The organism is Parvularcula maris (genome assembly GCF_024505085.1).
In the GTDB taxonomy this organism is placed as follows: Bacteria; Pseudomonadota; Alphaproteobacteria; order Caulobacterales; family Parvularculaceae; genus Parvularcula; species Parvularcula maris.
Genome location: NZ_JANIBC010000009.1, coordinates 16,417 through 33,468, shown reverse-complemented (window position 1 = coordinate 33,468; position 17,052 = coordinate 16,417). Strand labels below are relative to the sequence as shown.

Below are 17,052 nucleotides of genomic sequence, written 5' to 3'. Positions count from 1 at the left end.
GACCCACCCGTACCTGCGGCTTTGTTTCTGAATTGGTCCGGCCGCAACCCTAGATCGCTGAGCCAACGATCTTTTCACCCTGCAGACCTATGGTCGGTTGGTTGTTGGGAAGGGCAGACACAATGGACGGCTCGAGATGGTTTCGTAGAAGGAGCCTCATAGCTCTGCCGGGTGCCACCGTGGCCGCGCTCGCTCTTTCGGCCTGCGGTGGTGGCGGTGGTTCTACCGACAGAGAACCTCAAGCTCCTAGTCCGTCCTCACCATCTACGCCGCCCGCCCCTCCGCCTGCCAGCAACAGCGCACCGACGATATCGTCGGACGGGGGAGCGGATCGTAGTACCGTCATCGGATCAGCTTTCAGTCTCAGTTTCACCGCGACCGATCCGGACGGGGACTCGCTGAACCTTACCGCCCTGAACATGCCATCCTTTCTCGTCCTGGACGAGGCGGCATCCACGATCGCAGGCACGCCCGGAGACGAGGACACGGGCTACTACAGCGACATCACCATCGAGGTCAGCGACGGTCAGGAGAAAGCGGAACTCGTCTTCCACCTCACCGTTCTCGAGGGCGGCATGGAGGCAGCCCTGGCCACCGGAGACCACCGTCACGTTACTGACCCGGCGGACTACTATGCGGCGCTCGCCGCAGAGATCGAGGCGGGGAAGACCCGCTTCGATCCTCTCCTATGGCCGTTGTTCGGTTATGAGGAGAACGGCGGCTCCACCGCAGGCAGTCTGAACTGGCTGGTCTGGGAGCCTGTCGGCCCGGTGGCCGCGCTTTCCGCGGGCTTCGGTGCTCAGGCGCCGGTTCTGCTGCCGACCGCTGGGTGGCGGGATGGACATCTTGCCCTTGGCGCTGCCGGGACCGTCGGCGGTACGAAGTGGCTGGCCCTCGGCGGCAACCCGGTGAGAGATGCCGCCCTCGACCCTTCGAGCGTCAACACTCAGTTTTCGGACTTTCTCGACAATGTCCTTTCATGGCTCACCGGTACGGATAGCGGCTCCAGCCCTTCGGTCGTCACAGCCCATCTTGCTGAGAGTTTTGATGATCCAGCTCGCTCCTCGGTCAGGAACTGGCTCGATGCGCAGCTAGGGGCCAAGCTAAACACGGAACAAAGCTGCGACGGTGCGAGCCTCGTGAAGTGTATTGACGCCGGTTCGGACCTTCTCGTGATTTCCGGTCATGTGCCGACGAGCCAGTCAGCCGAGGAACTCGCTGCAGGCGTGCGCGCAGCGTTCGAACGCGGCGTGCCGGTTCTCTATTTCCACCATGAGGGCGGCCTGTCGCGCGGCAGCGAGGCAGTTCTCAGGGTCCTCGGCTTGACCCATGCCCAGGACCTCAGCGAGACCAGCGTGCAAATCGGCGGCTGGGATCCGTCCTCTCTCTTCAGTACCCTGCCGGACGAGGTCGCGGCGACCCGCGACATCCTCATCGACCTTAAAGCAGGCAGCTACGACTATGATTTCGGAGCCTGCGATGAGACGCGATGCCCGAACGAGCACCCCTGGACCACGACGTTCAATCCGGCGGTCACGGACCTCAAAGAGCTTTTCGACCGGCTCGACGAGCACGGTATCGATCTGTTCACCGAAGAAGGCCGGACCTATGAGAAACTCCTCGTTCTCCTGGCCGATCATCTGCGCTCCAAGGTTGAGTTTCCGATCTCAGCACCGAGCTATCAGATCGCCGAGTTCCACCGCGGCATGTTCGCGGACCATATCCATCCCACCGTGCGGTCCCTCAATCCGAAGCAACCCGACCTCGGCACTTTCGCGGAGAAGGACCTCAGCGGGGTCGATCCCGTGTCGGTGACGGTGGACCGCACGAGCTACAAGGGTTTCCGTTCGACCGGCACTTACGCCCTGCCCGGACGGTCCTTCACCGTGACGCGCCTCGACAGCGCCGAAGGTGACGCCTGGATCAGGGTGAACTCCAACCGCTCGGGCTCGGTCCGCCAGTTCGGCAACGACAGCTACACCTTCCGCTGGGACGGCTACAGCTACTACCGGCGGCCCAAGCACGTGGCGACCGCCAAGGTCCGGTTGAGGGCAGGGGAGAGCGTGACCCTGACCACGGCCATCGGCGGCCCGGTCCACGTCTATTTCGAGACGGAAGGCGAGAAGATGTCGTTCCGCTTCGAGGGCGTCGGCCAGCATCCCTATTGGCGCAGCCCGGAAGACAACGCCGCCTTCGCAGCGGCCATTGCGGCCGAGGAGTATGATTGGGTCGAGGTCGCCACCCAGGACTTCGAAATCCACGGCAAGATGAACGGCTACTATTACATGCCGGGTCTCATGGAGCGCTACGACGACTACATGGGCGATTGGGTCGCGACCTATACGGATTATACCAAGCTGTTCCACCGTTGGATCTACGAGGTCGGAGGCTTCGAAGGCGGGCTCGTCCCCGGCGATCCCCAGATCAAGGCCTTCGCCGAGGCCCGGGGCCTTCCCATGCGTAAGCTCGATGAGATCGAGCATATCTATGCGGATCAGGCGTCGTGCAGCTCGGGCTGCGGCGGCAATCCTGCCGACATCGATGGGCGCTTCGAGCCAACGGGCACCATCGCCATTCACGAGCATGGCCACGGCGTCGAGCATTATACCAGTCTCTTCGAGGGCTGGGAGTTCCACAGCCAGACCGACCTCTACATGCACTACCACCAGCGCCGACAGGTCGAGGTCTGGGGCGACGAGCACGCTCCGCATACGGGACGCAGCCTCAAGTACAAAGAGATGTACGAGCTTCTGCAGCAGGCGAGGAATGAGGCGGACCCGGAAAGCTTCATGCAGGACTACCGCATCGGTAAGAGCTGGCAGGAAAGCCAGGTCGTGATGATGCAGCTCCTCTCGATCGCGGCCAATGAGACGACCATCGATGGAGGCTGGATGGCGCTCGGCATGATGCAGGTGATGCAGACGGCGTTCGAGGAAGCGAAGGAGGGCGATGACCTTTGGTACGAGCGCCGCGCGGGTCTCGGCTATTCGGGCTGGGCGCGGGAAGACGCCGCTGAGCTCAACATGAACGACCGGCTGCTGGTGACGTGGTCGGAGGTTCTGGGCCGTGACGTGACGGCTTGGCTCGAGATGTGGGGCCTGACCTTCGGCGACACCGCCAAAGCTCACGTGGCTTCGAAGGGCTACCTGCAGCAGTCCCTCGTCTTCTACGCCCACGACAACGCCTCGCACCGGATGGGGCTCGAAGCTGATGCCCTGCCGGTGGACGGCACGACCCCTTGGCCCGTTGATTAGCAGCTCGCCCACGTTCAAGCACGCAAACGTATTCGCATCGGTGCCTAAGGGGACAAACGCAGGTTCGGCAGCAGTCATATTCAGCGGCGCGTCTTACGGAGCGTGCGTCGCCAACAAAAATTAAGGTCAGTGTGGTTGCGCCGTGGGCGGACGAACGGAGTAGTTTGGCGTTTCAGTATGTCCGTAAACAGGCCTCCGCGCCAAGCTTACGCTCATCAGATAGGTTAAATGAAACCCCTACGATCGACCTGCTACTGCCGTGCCGCCCTTCTGCGGAGGGCTTGTTCCACCAGGCGGCTGTCCTCTTCGTAGCCTTCCGCTCTCGCTAAGAGACGTTCCCGGTTCTTGGTTGATGGGGATCGCTCTGCCATTCTACGCAGTAACGAGGCGTGGCCTCGTTGGGCCCTAAGGCTGTCTTCCAAGCTCCGCTCCAGCGCTTCCAGTTGGCTTTCGACGAGGGTGTCTTCTGAGTAGGCGTGACCCGTATGGCAGCGGTAGCGCACCAGCTCGCCGTCCTTGATCTCCCAGAGGACCCCGTTGCAGTCGGGACAGTTGTAAGGTGACAGCTCTCCGAGACTTTCGGTCATTTCCATGGTCGATGCCTCCAGTGCCGAAATGGTGAGTTCTGTGCGGATGTCTTGCGGTGCAGCCGCCGGGCGGTCTGCCTTCTCGCCGACCATGGCGGCGATCATCGCTGCCAGCTCGGAGGCCGTTCCGACCTGGGCGTCCGGGACAGCCCTTCGCGCGGCGCTCGGCATCTCTCCGGCGAGAGCGTCCGTGGGGTCCTGCACCAAAGCGCGTCCGCCCACTCGCCAGATCGCCCTCAGACCCGACGCGCCGTCATCGAGGCGCCCGGACAGAACCACCCCGACGGTGCGGGTGGGCCGATAGACGGCGGCAGAGCGAAACAGGGGATCGATAGCCGGCCTGAAGCCGTTCTCTGCCGGTCCGCGCCTGAGATGGACGTGCCCATCGCCGATCAGCATATGCCGGTCCAGCGGAGCGAAAATCACCGTTCCCTCGCGCAGCGTCTCGCCTTCTTCCGGGTCGATCGTGGGAAGGCTGGAATAGCGGGCGAGGAGGGTCGCGAGGGTCGCAACCTCCGTCGGCCCGCGGTGCAGCGTCACGAGGACCACGGCTGGAAGCGAGGGCGGCAGCTCGGCGAGCAGCGTCTTGAGCGTGCTGAACCCGCCCGCGGACCCGCCGATCACGACGGTGTCGATGCGGTCATGGGATGTCTTCATCACTGGTGAACAGTTCGCGGGCCTCCCGGTTCGTGGACGGGCGACCGAGGCGCTGCTCTGTGATCTGCTCCGCCGGCATCTGGAACATCGCTAGGGAGGAACCGTGAGCGTTTCGACTTCAGCCTATGCGTAGCAAGAGAGCCAAGCCGCAGTTACGCCAGAGTGACGGGCAGGTTGAGCGACAGGACCCTGCCTTCTTGAGATGCGTTCTGAGAGACTTCTCCGCCGATCCGGCGCGCGAGATCCGCAGCGATCCGTCCCGACAAGGACTTGTCCTCCGGCCAATCGCTGATCTCTCCGCTGTCGCTGATCTCGATACGGACGGTGCTTCCGTCCACCCAGGCGCCGATCGTCCGCTTACCTTCGCTGGCCACACGGAGCATCTCGCCCACGGCCAAGCCTATACGGCCGACCGTGGTGGGGTCGTAGCACACATCTCCCGTGTCGATACGGAGCTCGACATCCTCGCTGGGTTCCTCGCGAACGCGGGAGGCGATCAACTGGGTCAGGTAGGCGCTCAGCGGAATCTCTTCGAGCTGCCCAATCGCGGCCGACCTCATCTCATAGACCAGGCTGATGGCTTCCATACGGTCGGCGATGAGGTCGGCTTTTTGATCACTCTCGGCACCCTGATAGGCTTCGAGACGCGTGATCGCGACGATGGTCGACAGGTGGTTTCCCACATCGTGCTGCATCTGCCTGAGGGCGTCGTCGATCCGCTGCAGGGTGGCGCGCTCGGCGCTTTGCTTCTCCCACAGCGTCTGAACCCCTAGGAAATGGGTCACGGTGCCGTTCTCGTCCTTGAGCGGCGTGATCATCAACCGGTTGCAGAACGCTTCGCCATCAGCGCGGTAGTTGGTGAGGTCGACGGTGACTTGGCGCTCCGCGTCGATACTCTCGCGAAGCTCCTGCACCATGCTCGGCTCGGTATCCTCGCCCTGGAGGAAGCGGCAGTTGCGACCGATGATCGCAGACGCCTCATAGCCGGTCAGCTCGGTGAAGGCGCGGTTCACATAGACGATCGGGTTGTCGTCCTGCCGCGGATCGGTGATCACCAAGGACAGGGGAACCTCGTTCAGCCCCCGGCGCAGCAGGCTGCGGGGGATGGAAGACTGCCGATCCCGATCGCTCATGGTTGTTGCTACCCTCTATCACATACTGCTCGCGAGGCCCTGCCTTGCACGAAACACCGAATACGGGAACCAAGACTGTCCGTTTGCCCTCTGTATGGCTAGAGGCACATGAGATCGAGGTTCCGCATTCTGCCGTTCCAAAACAACGGGTAGGTCATTCTGAGCATGGTGCTAGAGGGCGAAGGCAAAGGAAGCTCCTCACTGGTCGGGCTCGTCGGTATCGGTGCCTCCGCCGGGGGGCTCGAGCCGCTTCAGGAGATCGTAGCCGGTCTGCCGCCTGACGCTGGCCTCGCCTATGTGGTGGTGCAGCATCTCTCGCCGGACAAACCCTCGATCCTGCATCAGCTTCTAGCCGAGAAGACACGCCTTCCCGTGCGGATGATCGAAGACGGAGCGAAGATCGTTCCGGACGCCATCCACATCGCGCCGTCGACTTCTGACGTCGAGTTGAACAGCGAGTCTTTCCGCCTCGTCCCTCGTGACCCGAAGGAGAGGCCCCACGCGCCGATCGACCGCTTCTTCTCGAGCTTGGCGCGGGTCCGGGGGCGCACGGGTATCTGCGTGGTGTTGTCCGGCACGGGGACGGACGGCACGGCGGGTCTGAGGGCGGTGAAGGAAGCGGGCGGGATCGGCATCGCGCAGTCCAGCGAGAACGCGCGCTTCCCAGGTATGCCCAATGCCGCCGTCGCCACGGGCCTGGTCGACTTCGTTCAGCCCGCCCGCGATGTTCCGCTGAGGCTAGCCGATCTCGCCTCCCATTTTCGCGCCATGTCCAGCCAGGCCTCACGCAATGACCTGCATGAGCAGATCGAGGACCGGCTATCCGAGATCACGGAGATCGTCAGCCGTACCGGTCACGATTTCTCCGCCTACAAGCCCGCCACGCTCATCCGCCGCATCGCTCGGCGCATGGGCCTTCAGCACACACGGACGGTGGACGCCTATCTCGACAGGCTGAAGGACGACGATCACGAAGCCGGACGTCTCCTCCAGGACTTCCTGATCGGGGTGACGAAGTTTTTCCGGGACGAGGAGGTGTTCGACCTCGTGCGGGAGCGGGTCATCGAGCCCCTTGCCGCCCGCAAGGGAGAGCCGGTGCGCATATGGGTGCCCGGCTGTTCGACCGGGGAAGAGGTCTACTCTCTCGCCATGCTGCTGGTCGAGGCGGTGGAACGGCATGACAACCCGGCGCCGCTCCAGATTTTCGGTACGGATATCGATCTGGGCAGCTTGGCGCATGCACGATCAGGGCGGTACACGGACGCGGCGGTGCAGAATGTGCCTAAACGGCTTCTTGAGCAGTTTCTCGCCGCCGATCATAGCGGCTACAGGATAAACCCCCGCCTGCGTGAAATCTGCGTCTTCTCACCGCATAATCTGGCGCAGGACCCGCCTTTCTCCCGGATCGATTTCGTTTCGTGCCGCAACCTTCTGATCTACCTGTCGCTGCCATTGCAGCAGAGGGTCATCCCCAGGCTTCACTTTGCCATTCGCGGGAAAGGCCACCTTCTTCTCGGCCCGTCGGAAGGGCTTGCAGGCGATGACGACCTCTTCGAAACCGTCGACAAGAAATCCAGATTGTTCCGTAGGCGGGCAGATGCCGAGACCCGGTACTCGGCCCTCGCGGACCATGCGCCCCGGCCTCGAACGGGCGATGGGGGCGCGCCGGTCAACTGGGCCAGCCTGCCGGTCCATGAAGCCACTCGCGAGACCAAGGTCGAGCAGCTCTACCTGCAGCGCTTCGCGCAGCCCTTCGCCCTGATCGGTGCGGCGGGAGAGGTCGTCTACCTGTCCGAGGCGATGACGGCTTTTGTGAGACCGAGCAGGGGCGCCCCGGCCACCTCCATCGACAGCTTCCTGGTTCCCGATCTTAGAATGCCCGTCCGTGCGGCGCTCTCGGAAGCCAAGGGGAAAGGTGAGACGCACACGGTATTCGACGTGCTGGTCGGCACGCCGGGGGAGCGGCGCCTGTTCGACGTGACCGCGGCCCCCGCCTTCGAGGATAACCAGTTCCTCCTGGTGCTGAGCGAAGCGAGGCTGAGCCGCGGCTCCACCCTAGGCGAGCATATCGCCGACCGAGACCTCGAAGAGCGGGACCTTCTGACGAGAGAGAACGCAGCTCTTCGGCGCCAGCTCTCGGCGGCGACGGCGGAGTACGAATCGTCAGGGCAGGAACTGCGCAGCTCCAACGAAGAGCTCCTGTCGATGAACGAGGAGCTTCAGTCCTCCAACGAGGAGCTGGAGACGAGCCGCGAAGAGCTGCAGTCGATCAACGAGGAGCTCGAGACCGTCAACGCGGAGCTGACCGAGAACAACCAGCGGCTGGCGCGCGCTAACTCCGACCTGAAGAACCTCTTCGAGAGCACGGATATCGCCGTCCTCTTCCTCGATCCCGGCCTTCATATCCGCAGCTTCACGCCGGCGACGACGCGCCTCTTCGGTGTCCGTGAGAACGATGCAGGCCGGCCCATCAGCGATTTTGCGTCCCGCGTCTCCTATCCCGAGCTGGAGGAGGATGCGCGTTCGGTCAAAGCCGATCTTCAGACCATCGAGCGGGAACTCGTCACCGAGAAGACCGGCGAGACCTATCTTCTCCGCATGCGTCCCTACCGGACCACGGATGACCGCCTCGACGGCTTCGTGCTCACCTTCTTCGATATCAGCGAGCGCAAGCGGACCGAAGAACTCCTCGCCCGCAACGCGAAGGAGATGGAGCGGCAGTATGTCGAGCTGGAAACGCTCTACGATACGACGCCGGTGGGCTTGAACCTGCTCGATCGAAACCTGCGCTATCTGCGCATCAACGATCGGCTTGCGGAGATCAACGGGCATCCGGCAGAGGCCCATATCGGTCGTCTGCAGGCGGAGATGGTGCCTGACATCGACCCGAAGATCGCAGGCCTACAGCGGCAGGTGTTCGATACGGGAAAGGCCGTTATCGGTACGGAGGTCACTGGCTACACCCCCGCCGAGCCTGACCGTGAGCGCGTTTGGATCGTGGACTACTACCCCGTGAGGAGCGGGGAAGGGGAGGTCTTCGCTATTGGCTCCTGTGTGCGCGAGATCACCGAGGAGCGCGCTCTGGTCCGCAAACTCGCCGCAAGTGAGAGCCGCCTGCGGCGCATTCTCGACAACATGGTGGCCTTTGCCGCCGTTCTCGAGCCCGACGGAACCTTGGGGGAGGCAAACCAGCCCGCCATGGAGCGGGCCGAGCTGAAAGCCGAGGAGGTGATCGGCAAGAAGTTCTGGGACACCTACTGGTGGAGCCATAGCGAGGAGGTTGCCGCTCAGGTGCGCGGCGCCATCGAGCGCGCAGCGTCAGGCGAGCAGGTCCGCTATGATGTCGAGGTCCGCGTTGCAGGCGGCGCTCTGATCACCATCGATTTCCAAGTGGCGCCGGTGATGGACGGCGAGGGCGAGGTGATCGAGCTGATCGCATCGGGCTACGACATCACCGAACGCCGCGCGGCGGAGGTTCGCTTGACCATGCTGCTCGGCGAGCTGCAGCACCGGGTGAAAAACACCCTTGCCACTGTCGCTGCCATCTCCAGGTTCCTAGCCGACAACGCGACCTCCGTATCGGCTTACGAAGACCGACTGACCGCGCGCCTGGAAGCCATCTCCCGGACCCATGATCTTCTCACTGCGGAAGGGTGGGGAGGCGCGAGCCTTCATGAGGTGCTGTCCTTGGAAGCCTCTCCGTACCAGTCAGCGGAAATCAGCAGGGTCCGCGTGAAGGGCGACGACATAAGGCTCGATCCGAAGGAGGTACTGAGCCTCGGTATGGCCTTCCACGAGCTGGTCACCAACGCAGCCAAGTACGGCGCGCTCTCGACACCCGAGGGAGAGGTCACCGTCACCGTCAGCGAAGGCGGTGCCGAATGGACGGATTACCCACGCAGTATTGTCTGGAAGGAAAAGGGGGGTCCGGAAGTATCGCCCCCGCATAACCGTTCCGGTTTTGGATCATTTCTCATCGAGCAGGTACTAGCTCGTGACTTGAAAGGTGAGGTCCAACTACACTACGAAGAAGACGGCGTGCGATGCTGTATCGGACTGCCTGACGGGGGTGCCTAGAAATGGACCACAATCACACGGTCATGATTGTGGAGGACGAAGCGCTCATCGGACTGGACCTGGCCCGTTCGCTACAAAAAGCAGACTACGATGTAGCCGGGCCGTTCGAGACTTCGGCTGAGGCGAATAAGTGGCTCGAGCAGTCGGCACCGGTCTGCGCTCTCCTCGATGTCAATCTAGGTGACGGCAGCAACAGCTTCGAGCTTGCCGCTCGGCTGGCTGCCAGCAACATCCCCTTCGGTTTCCTGACGGGTTACGCGGCTTCGAAAGGCCATATCGACCAGCAGTTCAACGACGTACCGAAGCTCAGCAAACCATGTCGGCCTGAAGAGGTCGTCGCCATGGTGCGAGCGCTCAGCGTTCGGCATTCGTAGCTCTGCTACGGGCGCCGACTGAACAGGTACTGGGTTCGCTCAGGGAACCGGAGAGGCTTTCACCAGGCGGTCGGCAAGTGCGGCGACATCCACGGGTCTACATGGTTTCGAGAAGACCGGTGCGTTGCGATGCTCGGGCATCCGCCTGGCGACATCACCTGGAAAAGCAGTGACGAAGGCGAAGGGCACGCCGAAATCGGTCAGGATGTCGGCAACCTGCTTCGTGGTTTCCTTGCCTTCGAGGCGGATATCCAGAAGCGCAGCGTCCGGAATGAAATCCTCGAGCAGTTCCAACACGGACTGGCAGTCCGCGAACGGCCCCAACGCATCATACCCTGCCTTCTCGACAGTGGCGACAAGGTCAAGACCTTGAAACGTATCATCTTCCACGATCAGAACGTAGCGCGGTTCGAGTTGCGCCTGCATTGCTTATCCTCACGGCCTTTGGGTAATGACCAAGTCTGCTGCCTAACCATATGGTAAACACGCGGAGACAGCGCGCGTTCCCTCTAATCGGTGCACCCTCTGCAGACCGTACAGTCGGCTTCCGGTTCTTCCCCGTTTTATGAGCGGAAAGCGAAGCCTAGCCTTTTCGATCCTCGCTGCAGCTTGAGATGCGTCCCACCATCCTCCGTTAAAGGAAACGATGGCGGTTCTAGCATTCAGAACCACTAAGCGTAGTCCTTCACTACCACGATCGCAGCTACGAAACGTGTAAGGGAGATTGAGTCTCCGGCGCTCTAATCGGTCCCTTTTAGTCGCTACCATATCTGCCGGAGTCGATCCGAACCTGCCATGGAGTTCGCTCGTATAGCTTCTGTCCTGTGCTGATCATAATTGAACTCTCCAGTTCCTCCTACGGCAGAAGCGCACCACAGGACTTCTACCGGTGCGTTCGCAAAATAGGCGAGAAGGCAACGAAGAAGGCCGAAATTCGTTCTTCGCATTATGTCCGCAAATACGCCTTTGCTCCCGTCGAGAGCGGGAGCCGCGCTCGAGGTTGTTCGTGTCCGAGTTAACGTAGGGCGCGTAGCCATAGCTCGAGAGATTTCGTCGGATCGTTTCAAGGTCAGCAGTTTTTCGATAGCGGCGTATTTATCGAATGCCTGAATGACGTAGGGTGTGATGACTTGGCGTCCCACTCAGCAGCCAGCCTCACTGTGCCAACCCTTGGAGGGTTTCCGGCGTTGCCGGGCCAGCTGTCGAACGCCGTGGCCGATTTTGGGTAGTCGCTTTGGAAGTTTTCGTCCCGAGCGATGGCGGCATTAAGAACAGCGCGGTTCTTCTCGAAGTCAGACCACAGATAAACTTCATTCATACTTGCGCACTCATCCCGAACAGGGTCCGGCACATAGCCAGTGACCAGGGCGCCAATGTAGTCCGCTATACCCTCATGAAGAACTCCACTGAGGAAAGGTTCCTTTTGGTAGTTTTCCAAACCTAAGCTACGCTGGAAAGAGGGCCGTCTCATGGGTGTAGAAGCTCCGCAGACGGTTTCAGATCTCTACCTCACTACCTGCAATGAGGCAGATGACTTTGGCCTATGAGCTAGCTGTGCTGCATGAGTTGTTGGCGCCGAACATGCCGTAGATCGGGGGACTTACGCCTTGGTAGCAGGCTTCTTAGTACCAGGTAGATCAAGCACAGCTTTCTACTTGGATCTTGAGCAATGGGGAGGCAGACTTCGCTCCTTGTCGGTAGACTGTAGGATTGGCGGCAACGATCCTCGGCAAGTATTTCGCACTATCAATACGACCCTGGATGGAGATCTGTACACCGTCGCCCGCTCCATTGAGATATCCTCGTTGGAGATCACGAGCCAAGGGCTCATCCTCCTATCTCTCAAACACTTAGCACAACGGCAAGCATCAGTGGGATCGATCTCCGCTGTCAGCAGACCGACATCTTGTGCAGGGAGACAAAGTCTCTCTAGCGGGCACCCCCTTTTGGTGCCGACTGTTCGTTATTGGACGATCTCACCGAGCGTTTGCGGGCACGCTGGTTGGCAAGCGTGGAGCGGCGGCACTGAACTCGGTCAGGGTCACTGAAGAAAGCATGTGGGTGCGCGCGTACTGGTACTTGAGGACGGCTTCCAAACAGTCCCTATCCAGTATGCTTAGGTAGAGCCATCTGTGGAAGGACTAAATAGAAGGAGGACCTTCGAAGATCGCCAACCGTCTAGCGGCGGTCTCATTGCCACATCTCTTGTAAGGATGCGCCGATCTTACCAAGGACGAAGTCGTCCGCTGAGCGATGAAGCAGGCGGGGGGGGGCGTAGCGGCAGGTACACGGGCTGTCAGTACCGTGTGATGTTGCGGCTGCCACGCCGCCGAAGAAGGGGAGTAGCTCATCAGCGTTGTGGCTAACCCCGACATTGATGCTCTTCGTTCAATAAATTCCGCGGCGGGTTTTAGGCCAGTAGCTAAGGGTAGAAGCGCCGCAACTGGATACACTTCGATACAGTTTGGCGGCCTTCGGTAAACCCCGGAGGGCACTTCGTTGGTATCCTACCTCTGCGAACGAAGGAAGGGATGCGCAACGTGCAGGGACGATCAAGACTGCTGATGATGACTGCGATGTTGCTCGTCGCGGCAGCATGCGGTGGGGGCGGCGGCGACGGTGTTCCGCCCGTCCCGCCTCAGAATGAGAACCCAGTTCCCGCACCGCCGCCGCCGTCAGCGTCCACCCACTTCGCCACGGAACAGAGTACGTCGAGGTTCCTAACCATGGCCACATTCGGGCCTGTGCCTGATGAGGTAGCGCGCCTTACCGGCACCGATGCATCAGCTTGGATCAAGGAGCAGTTCGCTCTCACTCGCTCCCCTTATCTTTCGGAGGTGGAAGTCTATTATGGCATGGGTACACGCCGCCCGATGATGCTGGCTGACGGCTTCGACCAGGGTTCGACCTCCTGGGTCTTCTGGCGCAATGCCGCACAAGGTGAGGATCAACTCCGCCAGCGAATGATCTTCGCCCTGTCACAGGTTCTTGTCGTATCGAACGGCAGCGGCGGGCTTCTGGGCATCTTTCCCCAGACCCTAGGCCGCTACCAGGAGATTCTCTCCGAGCATGCCTTCGGCAACTACCGCGATCTCTTAGAAGACGTCACCTACTCTGTCGCGATGGCAGAGTACCTCACCTATCTTGGCAACCAGAAGGGCGATTCTGCTGCAGGCCGTGTGCCGGACGAGAACTACGCTCGCGAGATTCTGCAGCTCTTCACCATTGGCCTCGTAGAGCTGAACCCGGATGGCACGCCCCGCCTCGGGCCGGACGGCAAACCGATCGAGCTCTACACGAATGAAGACATCACCGGCCTCGCCAGGGTTTTCACCGGGCTTGCAAGCGCCGATCTCAGCCTCGACCTCGACGGCATCGCTGGGCGCATCCCGACCATTACAACTGCGGTGACCCAGCCGCTGCCTATGATCGAGAGCAGGCACTCTCCGAAGGAGAAGAGTTTTCTCGGGACCACTATTCCTGAGAATACACCGGGTCGCCAGAGCATCAGTCTCGCCCTTGACCATATCATGGATCACCCGAATGTAGGGCCGTTTGTCGGTAGACAAATTATTCAGCGCTTTGTGACAAGCAATCCGTCTCCAGCCTATGTGGAGCGTGTGGCTGCCGCGTTCGATCAGGGGCTCTATACCCTTCCTGATGGCGCTTTAGTTGGTGAGGGGCGTAAGGGCGACCTCGCCGCTACCATCGCCGCCATTCTGTTTGACGACGCTGCCCAGCCCGCTGCCGCACTTCCTGACGACCAGTTCGGCAAAGTCCGAGAGCCGGTCATACGTCTCGTTCACTTCATGCGTGCGTTCGATACCGATATGTCGAGTCCTGAATATGTAAGGGCGCTCTACGACACGGCGCCGATCAACGTCCTAGGCCAGCATCCCTTCCGCTCGCCTTCGGTGTTCAATTTCTACAGGCCAGGTTACGTGGCGCCTGGTACGCTATCGGGAGAGCTAGGTTTGCACGCGCCTGAGCTGCAGATCGTCAACGCCTCGTCTACGCCGGGCTACATCAACCTTCTCTCCTACGGCGCCTTTGGTACCCAGCGTGAGGAGTTCGCCAGCATGCGACCGGTCTTCACGAACTTCTCCGTACCCTTCGACCAAGAGCGAGCACGAACGACCTTCGTGCCTGACTATACCGAGGAGCTGGCTCTAGTCGATGATCCAGCCGCGCTGATCGACCACCTCGATAACCTTCTGCTTTACGGCAGCATGACCGCCGACACCCGCCGCCTACTGATCGAAACGATGGAAGAGTTACCGCACAATGTTTTCGCCAGCGAAGACGGGCGGGAGGATGCTGTGGCCTTTGCTGTGACCATGGTCATGTCCTCGCCCGACTACCTCGTGCAACGCTAAGGGAGAAGAAAATGCGGCTCGACAGAAGGAAGTTCCTTGCCTCCGCCCTCGCCGGATCTGCCATGGCCGGCCTTCCGGGTACTCTGACAGCTCACGCGGCAGATACGGGCGGCTACAAGGCTTTGGTCTGCGTCTTCCTGTTCGGGGGTCTCGACGGTCACGATCTGATCCTTCCCTACGACCAGCCCTCTTACGATAGTTTCGCGGGCATCAGACAGACCCTTCTGAACGGCTATGGCGGGGGAAGGTCACGTGAGAACCTCCTGCCGCTGAACCCCGACAACGCCTCTTCCTTCGGCAGCCGACAGTTTGCTTTGCCGCCGGAAATGCCTTTCATCAAGGCACTCTTCGACGAGGGGCGTGTCGCTGTCATCGGCAATGTCGGTCCACTGATCGAGCCTGTTACCGCGGCCACGGTAGAGGGAGGCGTCAAGCTTCCGCCCCGTCTTTTTTCTCACAACGATCAGCAGTCCGTCTGGCAGGCCAGTGCTCCGGAAGGTGCGCAGCTCGGATGGGGCGGCCTCTTCGCCGACGCAGTCCTCGCCTCCGGCGCCAACTCGGGCGGCGCCGCCTTCACGACCTTGGCCACAGCAGGTGTCGGGCCGTTTCTCACGGGCCGGATTGCTTCCCCCTATCAAGTCTCGCTCAGCGGCTCCGCGGGTATCACTGCGATCGAAAGCTTCGAAGCGCTAGGGTTCAGCAGCTTCCTCGAAGCAGCCAAGAACCGTTTCCGAGCGGATGGTTTCACGGGATCGAACATCCTTGCCCGTGATATGGCGCAAAAGTTCCGTTCAGGAATTGACGCCAATACCGCCTTCGATGCCGCGCGTGTCGGTGCCGCCGGCTTCTCGACCGCCTTTCCGGAAAGCTCGTTGGGTAGTCAGCTTAAGGCCGTCGCCGAAACCATGTCGATCAGGGGAGCCCTCTCTGCACATCGCCAGATCTTCTTCGTCGGCACTGGCGGTTTTGACAGCCATTCAGGACAAGCGGATACGGTGCCTGGCCTCCTCTCTCAAATCGACGGCGCATTCTCTGCTTTCGATGGCGCGTTGAAGGAGCTTGGTCTTTCGGACCAGGTGACCACCTTTACCGCCTCCGATTTCGGCAGAACGCTGGCCGTGAACGGGGATGGCACCGACCATGGATGGGGTGGTCACCATCTTGTCATGGGCGGTGCCGTCAGGGGGCGGAAGATCCTGGGAGACATTCCTGAGCCTTTGTTCGGCCATGATCAGGATGCAGGCGGAGGGCGCCTCATCCCCACCCTCGCCGTGGAACAGTTTGCCGATCCCTTAGGCCGGTGGTGGGGCCTCACGAGTGACGAGATCGCTGCCGCGCTCCCTAACAGAGCCAATTTCGATCCCGTATCATTGGATCTCTTCATTTAGGATAGAGAGTTTGCCGAAGTGAGGCTGGTTTGTATCGAACATATCTACGGCAGTGGCCGGACAATAGGCTAGGGCGCCTTTGTTCGGATGGTATTGGTAAGCGTGCCAATCTTCTCGATGGTGATCTCGACGCAATCGCCGTCCTCCAACAACCGCATCATCTCGAGGCCGCATCCTCCGCCGACCGTACCTGACCCGAAAATCTCGCCAGGCTGCAGCGTTTCCGAGCGGCTGACCCAGGCGATCATGTCTTCGAAGCGATGATGCATCGAAGAAGAGCTGCCCGTCGAGCGGTGTTCGCCGTTCACGGTAACGGTCATGTCCAGATCATAGGGGTCGCCAATCTCGTCCGGGGTAACGATACATGGCCCCATAGCGTTGGCGCCATCGAAATCCTTTCCTTTTGCCGGACCCAGCATCCCAGCCATCTCAGCAAACTGAGCATCACGCGCGGAAAAATCGTTGAACACCGTATAGCCGAAGATATGCGCGGCCGCGTTTTTCTTGCCGATATCACGTCCTTGCCTGCCGATCACGCAGGCAAGTTCGCACTCGTAGTCCATTAGTGATGAGTAGGACGGCCATAAGATAGTGTCGTCCGGACCGGAGACGGCAAAGCGGTTGGCCTTGTAGTAGACCGGCTGGTCGAACCAAACCGGCGGCGGCTCCAACTGACCAGCGCGGCGGGCGGCTTCGACCGCCTCTTCCTGGTCCGTCCCGGCGGCCATAGCGCGGAGCCGGGCTACGCTTTCCAGAGACTGCCGAAGGTGCAGCTCGAAAGCCATGAAGTCCCTGATCTGCACAGGAATGGGTAGGGGAGCCAGTAAGGTGAAGCTGCCTTCTCTCAGAAAGGCGCTGGCGGGTAGGGTGCTTTCGGCTTGTCTGGCAGCCTCCCACGCTTCCGGTCCTGCATCGATCAAGGCTTGCATGGAAGAGAAGGCAGGCCCTTTCTCCAGCGCGGTCAGACTCGCGACGCGCCCTTCTGTCAGGACACCGAGTTCTGGTATGCGGTGGTCCGAACGTCGGAAAGTGACCAGCTTCATCGCTCTATCCCTGGGGCGGTATGTGGCGAACCAGCACCCCTCACCTCAACATCGAAGGCAACCCTTTCACGAAATGAGAGGTCTGTCATCAAGAACATAGCTGATACGGCGCCACGTTCGTGAAGTATCGTACCGCAGTGCAGCATATAATTAGAGTTGACAG

At 60.9% G+C, this 17,052-nt stretch carries 9 protein-coding genes; 5 read left to right on the top strand and 4 right to left on the bottom strand.

What is annotated here, in order from left to right:
- Positions 1–89: 89 nt before the first annotated feature.
- On the top strand, positions 90–3,254 hold the full coding sequence (locus NOG11_RS10810) for an ImpA family metalloprotease (protein WP_370468268.1): 3,165 nt from the start codon (positions 90–92) through the stop codon (positions 3,252–3,254).
- Between the two features lie 251 nt (positions 3,255–3,505).
- Here NOG11_RS10810 and NOG11_RS10805 read toward each other — a convergent pair whose 3' ends face one another.
- A complete protein-coding gene (locus NOG11_RS10805) occupies positions 3,506–4,498 on the bottom strand; it encodes a chemotaxis protein CheB (protein ID WP_256619777.1) in 993 nt (330 codons plus the stop codon).
- 152 nt (positions 4,499–4,650) lie between these two features.
- A complete protein-coding gene (locus tag NOG11_RS10800; RefSeq protein ID WP_256619776.1) occupies positions 4,651–5,631 on the bottom strand; it encodes a PAS domain-containing protein in 981 nt (326 codons plus the stop codon).
- A gap of 165 nt (positions 5,632–5,796) precedes the next feature.
- Between NOG11_RS10800 and NOG11_RS10795 the strand changes: the two genes are divergently transcribed.
- Both NOG11_RS10795 and NOG11_RS10790 read left to right on the top strand, forming a co-directional pair.
- Complete coding sequence (locus NOG11_RS10795; RefSeq protein WP_256619774.1) at positions 5,797–9,708, top strand: chemotaxis protein CheB; 3,912 nt, start codon at positions 5,797–5,799, stop codon at positions 9,706–9,708.
- A gap of 2 nt (positions 9,709–9,710) precedes the next feature.
- Positions 9,711–10,082 (top strand): response regulator, encoded by a 372-nt coding sequence (locus NOG11_RS10790; RefSeq protein ID WP_256619773.1) that lies wholly within the window; start codon positions 9,711–9,713, stop codon positions 10,080–10,082.
- A gap of 39 nt (positions 10,083–10,121) precedes the next feature.
- Here NOG11_RS10790 and NOG11_RS10785 read toward each other — a convergent pair whose 3' ends face one another.
- Positions 10,122–10,508 (bottom strand): response regulator, encoded by a 387-nt coding sequence (locus NOG11_RS10785; RefSeq protein ID WP_256619772.1) that lies wholly within the window; start codon positions 10,506–10,508, stop codon positions 10,122–10,124.
- 2,105 nt (positions 10,509–12,613) lie between these two features.
- Here NOG11_RS10785 and NOG11_RS10780 point away from each other — a divergent pair.
- A complete protein-coding gene (locus tag NOG11_RS10780) occupies positions 12,614–14,458 on the top strand; it encodes a DUF1800 domain-containing protein (protein WP_370468267.1) in 1,845 nt (614 codons plus the stop codon).
- Between the two features lie 11 nt (positions 14,459–14,469).
- Positions 14,470–15,846, top strand: a complete 1,377-nt coding sequence (locus NOG11_RS10775) for a DUF1501 domain-containing protein (protein ID WP_256619770.1) — start codon at positions 14,470–14,472, stop codon at positions 15,844–15,846.
- Between the two features lie 68 nt (positions 15,847–15,914).
- On the opposite strand, the gene NOG11_RS10770 is transcribed toward NOG11_RS10775, so the two are convergent.
- On the bottom strand, positions 15,915–16,889 hold the full coding sequence (locus NOG11_RS10770) for a fumarylacetoacetate hydrolase family protein (protein WP_256619769.1): 975 nt from the start codon (positions 16,887–16,889) through the stop codon (positions 15,915–15,917).
- Positions 16,890–17,052: the final 163 nt, after the last annotated feature.

What these genes read in the sequence shown, in the direction of transcription:
- NOG11_RS10790 (WP_256619773.1), top strand. Translation starts at nt 9,711, where the DNA reads ATGGACCACAATCACACGGTCATGATTGTGGAGGACGAAGCGCTCATC.
- NOG11_RS10770 (WP_256619769.1), bottom strand. Translation starts at nt 16,889, where the DNA reads ATGAAGCTGGTCACTTTCCGACGTTCGGACCACCGCATACCAGAACTC.
- NOG11_RS10795 (WP_256619774.1), top strand. Translation starts at nt 5,797, where the DNA reads ATGGTGCTAGAGGGCGAAGGCAAAGGAAGCTCCTCACTGGTCGGGCTC.
- NOG11_RS10785 (WP_256619772.1), bottom strand. Translation starts at nt 10,508, where the DNA reads ATGCAGGCGCAACTCGAACCGCGCTACGTTCTGATCGTGGAAGATGAT.
- NOG11_RS10805 (WP_256619777.1), bottom strand. Translation starts at nt 4,498, where the DNA reads ATGAAGACATCCCATGACCGCATCGACACCGTCGTGATCGGCGGGTCC.
- NOG11_RS10780 (WP_370468267.1), top strand. Translation starts at nt 12,614, where the DNA reads ATGCGCAACGTGCAGGGACGATCAAGACTGCTGATGATGACTGCGATG.
- NOG11_RS10775 (WP_256619770.1), top strand. Translation starts at nt 14,470, where the DNA reads ATGCGGCTCGACAGAAGGAAGTTCCTTGCCTCCGCCCTCGCCGGATCT.
- NOG11_RS10810 (WP_370468268.1), top strand. Translation starts at nt 90, where the DNA reads ATGGTCGGTTGGTTGTTGGGAAGGGCAGACACAATGGACGGCTCGAGA.
- NOG11_RS10800 (WP_256619776.1), bottom strand. Translation starts at nt 5,631, where the DNA reads ATGAGCGATCGGGATCGGCAGTCTTCCATCCCCCGCAGCCTGCTGCGC.